Origin of the sequence: Mycobacterium sp. 1465703.0 (genome assembly GCF_001672975.1) — a bacterium.
GTDB lineage: Bacteria > Actinomycetota > Actinomycetes > Mycobacteriales > Mycobacteriaceae > Mycobacterium.
Map to the genome: position 1 here is coordinate 1 of NZ_LZKU01000110.1, position 5046 is coordinate 5046.

At 69.9% G+C, this 5046-nt stretch carries 5 protein-coding genes; 2 read left to right on the plus strand and 3 right to left on the minus strand.

From position 1 onward, the window contains the following. From A5625_RS09635 to A5625_RS09645, 3 genes are all read right to left on the minus strand, one after another. The coding region (locus A5625_RS09635) for a ribonuclease D (RefSeq protein ID WP_066992118.1) at nucleotides 1-1155 on the minus strand (1155 nt) is incomplete at its 3' end. 1 nt (nucleotide 1156) lies between these two features. Further along, entirely contained in the window at nucleotides 1157-1774 is a 618-nt protein-coding gene (locus A5625_RS09640; protein ID WP_082984346.1) for a DUF3000 domain-containing protein, read from the minus strand. Nucleotides 1775-1912: 138 nt separating this feature from the next. Continuing rightward, nucleotides 1913-2722, minus strand: coding sequence for an enoyl-CoA hydratase/isomerase family protein (locus tag A5625_RS09645; RefSeq protein WP_066992127.1), 810 nt, complete (start codon nucleotides 2720-2722; stop codon nucleotides 1913-1915). An 88-nt stretch (nucleotides 2723-2810) separates the two neighbouring features. On the opposite strand from A5625_RS09645, the gene hemE reads away from it, so the two are divergent. Both hemE and A5625_RS09655 read left to right on the plus strand, forming a co-directional pair. Continuing rightward, the gene (hemE, locus tag A5625_RS09650; RefSeq protein WP_066992121.1) at nucleotides 2811-3860 is read left to right on the plus strand and encodes a uroporphyrinogen decarboxylase; all 1050 of its coding nucleotides are present in this window, start codon (nucleotides 2811-2813) and stop codon (nucleotides 3858-3860) included. Further along, nucleotides 3857-5046, plus strand: a 1190-nt coding sequence (locus A5625_RS09655; protein ID WP_066992130.1) for a protoporphyrinogen oxidase, incomplete at its 3' end; no start/stop codon positions are given. The genes hemE and A5625_RS09655, both read left to right, overlap by 4 nt.

Here is a 5046-nt window from a genome sequence, read left to right on the forward strand (position 1 = left end):
GCACAGCCGTCGCACCAGATCGGGTGAGACCAGGTTCTCGGTCGGGACGTGCACCCGCTCGGAGACCGCCGACAGCGCCGAGCGCGCCGCCTCCAGCCGGGCGGCGGCTTCCGGTTTACGCTTGCTCCACCGCGCCGGCGGCGGCGGCCCGTTCGGTGGCTCGCTGTCGGCGGGCGGGTACTTGCTCTGCCGGGCCGCATCCAGCGCCGCCAACCACGTTGCGGCGCTGCGCCGCTGGTTGCGGCCACCGAACACGGGCAAAGCGACCAGTTCCTCGACGGTGGTCGGGTTGGCCAGGGCGGCGTCGATGATGGCCGAATCGGGCAGAATGCGGCGCGGCGCGATGTCGCGGCGCTGCGCGATCCGGTCGCGTGTCAACCACAACTCGCGGACGGCGGCCAGGCCGCGCTGATCTCGCACCCGATGAATGCCCGACGTCCGCCGCCACCGGTCCCGCCGCGCCGCGCTACCCGGGTCTTTCCACCCCGCGTCCCGCAGGTAGTCGAATTCCTGTGCGGCCCAATCGGTTTTGCCCTGCCCGGCCAGGACGTCGGCGATCGCCCCGCGCAGCTCGATGAGCAGTTCCACATCCAGGGCGGCATAGTTGAGCCACTCGGCGGGCAGCGGGCGTTTGGACCAGTCGGCCGCCCCGTGGCCCTTGGCCAGCCCGAAGCCCAACAGGCGCTCGACCATGGTCGCCAGGTTCACCCGTTCCAACCCGGCCAGCCGCCCGGCCAGTTCGGTGTCATAGAGCGCCGGCGGTCGCATGCCCACCTCCGCCAGACAGGGCAGGTCCTGATCGGCGGAGTGCAGGATCCATTCGTCGCTGCTCAGCACCTCGGCCACCGGCCGCAGTGCCTGGAGTGGGTCGGCGCCGTGGCTCACCGGGTCGATGAGCACGGTGCCCGAACCGGCCCGCCGGATCTGAATCAGATAGGCCCGGTTGGAGTAGCGAAAACCAGATGCCCGCTCGGCGTCCACCGCAAACGGCCCGCGCCCACGGTCCAGTCGCCGCGCGGCGGCCTGGATCTCGTGGACGCTCACCGAGATGGGCGGAACGCCCTCGGAGGGTTTCGGCAGCGGGGTGGGCGCGGGGTCGGTGCCTACGTCGCCGGGCGCGCCGCCGCCCGGCCCGTCGGCCGACGGTTCGCCCATGCTAGGCGCGTGACCGCGAGCTCAGGTCGGTGACTCCGGCGGGGGGTAGACCCGCGGCGTGCTCCACCACCTCGCAGAACGCCTCAACGTGCGGCCCGACCGCGGGTGATGTCGCGGTCCACGACGCGCGCAGCTCGAGCTGGTGGGCGCGCGGCGGCCCGGAGATGTCTCCGTAGCGGACCGACGTGGTGGCGGTGACGGTGCCGCCCAGGGCGACGACTTGTTCCATACGTGACTCCAGTGCCTCGACTAACCAGCTCCACGCTACTTCGGGCAGCAGCGGATCAACCGCCTCACTGGGGTCCAGGTCGGCCTGAATGTAGGCGACCATGCGGATGGTGCCGTCCCACGCGTCGGCCCCTTCCGGGTCGTACAGCAGGATCAACCGTCCGAAGGCGTCGCCATCGGAGCGCTCTGGAATGATTTCGCGATCGGGATGTTTGACCTCGGCGCCCAGGGCGTAGCTGTGGGGAGCCAAGCGTTGCGGCGGCCGGATGGGACCCAACTCGATCTCCGGCCGCACGACGACGGCGTTCATCGCCGCTACCGCTTCGCGGAATGGGGCCGGTTCGGATGAGGTCACTTGGCGCCGCTCCTGTTCATCCCGACCGTTCTGCATGGTCACGGCACGGGTCACAGGGATCGACGGTAGACCTACGGCCCGACACGCCGCGACAGGCGCGCCGCGTTTCAAACCCGCCGCGATCAAGCCGTTACCAGGCCTCCACCAAAGCTATATGTCCAGCTCAGGTGTAGTTCAGTGGGTGAAACGTGCCTGGCGTTTCTCGCGGTGTGCGGCCAGGCCTTCCTGCACGTCAGGACCGCTGAAGCTGAGGAATTCCAGCCCCACCGAGGTCTCGAAGGTGGGGCCCATCATGCGGTACCAGTGGTTGAGGCTGCGCTTGGTCCACCGGATCGCGTTCTGCGCGCCCTGCGCCAGGTTTTCGGAGATGCGGGCCGCGGTGGACAGCACGTCGTCATCGTCGACACAGACCGACACCAGCCCGATCCGCTCGGCCTCCTCACCCACCAGCGTCTCGCAGGTCAGCAGGTAGTACTTTGCCTTGGCCATGCCGACCAGCAGCGGCCAGCAGATCGCGGCGTGGTCGCCGGCCGCCACCCCGAGCTTGGTGTGGCCGTCGATGAGCTTCGCGGTCCGGCCCGCCACCGAGACGTCGGCGAGCAGGGCCACCACCAGACCCGCCCCCACCGCGGGCCCCCGGATCGCCGACACGACGGGCGTGTCGCAGTTGATCATGTTGTGCACCAGGTCGCGGGCTTCGCGCATGATGCGGATCCGGCCCTCGTAGTCGTTGATGGTCTCGTCGATCAGGTCGAAGCTGCCGCCGGAGGAGAAGGCCTTGCCTTCGCCGCGGACCAGGACGGCGCGCACGGCCGGATCGCGGTCGATCACCGGCCAGATGTCGGCGAGGTCGCGGTGCATCTGCGGTCCGACCGAATTCAGTCCGGGGGAGTCGAGAACCAGGGTCAGCACGCCGTTCTCACCGAGGTCGCAGCGAAGGCTGGGGAACTCGTCGTAACTCACGGGGGGCTGACTAACCGGCATCTCCGAACTCCTGACGTTCAAACGGTTGCGGTCGTTGATAGTACGCAGCGGAGTTCGGTGTTCTCCGGTCATGGCAGCATTGAGGCCGATGAGTACTCGCCGCGAGCTTCCCGAGTCGCCGTATCTGGCGGCCGTGCGCGGCCGCAAACCCAACCGGGTGCCGGTGTGGTTCATGCGGCAGGCCGGTCGCTCGCTGCCCGAATACCGGGCGCTGCGGGCCCAGACCGACATGCTGTCGGCCTGCTTCGACGCCGAGTTGGTCTGCGAAATCACCTTGCAGCCGGTGCGCCGCCACGACGTCGACGCGGCGATCTTGTTCTCCGACATCGTGGTGCCGCTGCTCGGCGCCGGTATCGACCTGGACATCGTCGCCGGGGTCGGGCCGGTCATCGAGTCGCCGGTGCGCACCGCCGCCGATGTCGACGCGATCAAACCCCTTGAGCGGCAACGGGTTCAGCCGATACCCGACGCGGTGTCGCTGCTGGTGGCCGCGCTCGGCGACGTTCCGCTGATCGGCTTCGCCGGTGCTCCGTTCACCTTGGCGTCCTATCTGATCGAGGGCGGTCCCAGCCGCCATCATGCGCGCACCAAGGCGATGATGCTGGCCGCACCGGACACCTGGCACGCGCTGATGGAGAAGCTGACCGAGATCACGGTGGGCTTCTTGCGGGTGCAGTTGGAGGCCGGGGTGGACGCCATTCAGGTGTTCGACTCGTGGGCCGGGGCGCTGTCCCTGGCGAATTACCGCAGCTATGTGCAGCCGCACAGCGCGCGGGTGTTCGCCGCGCTGGCCGACCACGGTGTCCCGATGACCCATTTCGGGGTCGGCACCGCCGAGTTGCTGGGCGCGATGTCGTCGGTCGGCGCGAACGTGGTGGGCGTCGATTGGCGAACCTCGCTGTCGGATGCGGCCACCCGCGTGCAACCCGGTACGGCGTTGCAGGGCAACCTCGATCCGGTGGTGGTGCTGGCGGGCTGGCCGGTGGTCGAACGCGCGGCACGCGCCGTGGTGGACGACGGCCGGCGCGCGGTCGACGCCGGAGCCGCCGGTCACGTGTTCAATCTCGGCCATGGCGTGCTGCCCGAAACGGACCCCGGCGTGCTGACCGATCTGGTGTCGCTGGTCCACTCCCTATGACTTCGCCCTCGTATTGCGTTGTGGGAGGCGGTATTTCAGGGCTGACGGCGGCCTACCGACTCCGCGCGGCCGCCGGCGACGACGCAGTCATCACCTTGTTCGACCCGGGCGAGAAGCTCGGCGGCATCCTGCGCACCGAGCTGGTCGGCGGGGTGCCGATGGACCTGGGTGCCGAGGCTTTCGTGTTGCGCCGGCCGGAGCTGCCGGCGCTGCTGGCTGAACTGAAACTCACTGAGCATCAACGGGTTTCGAGCGGAGCTCGCCCGCTGATCTACAGCCGGCAGCAATTGTGCGCCCTGCCGGCCGGCACCGTGGTAGGGATCCCCTCGTCGGCCGCATCGGTGGCGGGACTGGTCGACGAGGCCACGGTCGCCCGCATCGACGCCGAGCCCAGCCGGCCATTGACGTGGCAGCCGGGCAGCGACCCATCGGTGGCCGAGTTGGTGGGCGAGCGGTTCGGCGATCAAGTGGTGTCCCGCTCGGTCGATCCACTGTTGAGCGGGGTGTATGCGGGCTCGGCGGCCACCATCGGGCTACGCGCGGCCGCCCCAACGGTGGCGGCGGCACTGGATCGCGGAGCCACCAGCCTGACCGACGCCGTCGGGCAGGCGTTGCCGCCGGCCACCGGCGCGCCGGTGTTCGGGTCGCTCGAGGGCGGCTACCGGGTGCTGATCGACGAACTCGTCGCCCGCGGCCGTCCGCGCTGGGTGCATGCCGCGGTGTCGCGGCTGGAGCCCGCCGGCGCGGGCTGGGCGGTGGTCGACGACGCCGGCACCCGCTGGCACGCCGATGCGGTGGTGCTGGCCGTCCCGGCGTGGGAGTGTTCCCGTCTGCTCGCCGATATCGCCCCGCGCAGCGGCGCCGCCGCCGGGCGCATCAATAGCGCATCGTCGGTGGTGCTGGCGCTCGCCGTGCCGGGGGACACCGCGTTTCCCGACTGTTCGGGCGTGCTGGTGGCCACCGGTGAGCGGTTGCGGGCCAAGGCCATCACGCTGTCGTCCAAGAAATGGGGTTTGCAGGGTGGCGCCCAGCTGCTGCGGCTGTCGTTCGGGCGGTTCGGCGATCAGGTGGCGACCGCCACGTCCGACGACGAACTGCTGAGCTGGGCGTTGGGCGACCTGGAGACGGTGTTCGGGCTGGCCGTCGATCCCGTCGACGTCCGCATCCAGCGCTGGATCGACGCGAT

What these genes read in the sequence shown, in the direction of transcription:
- hemE (WP_066992121.1), top strand. Translation starts at nt 2,811, where the DNA reads ATGAGTACTCGCCGCGAGCTTCCCGAGTCGCCGTATCTGGCGGCCGTG.
- A5625_RS09640 (WP_082984346.1), bottom strand. Translation starts at nt 1,774, where the DNA reads ATGCAGAACGGTCGGGATGAACAGGAGCGGCGCCAAGTGACCTCATCC.
- A5625_RS09645 (WP_066992127.1), bottom strand. Translation starts at nt 2,722, where the DNA reads ATGCCGGTTAGTCAGCCCCCCGTGAGTTACGACGAGTTCCCCAGCCTT.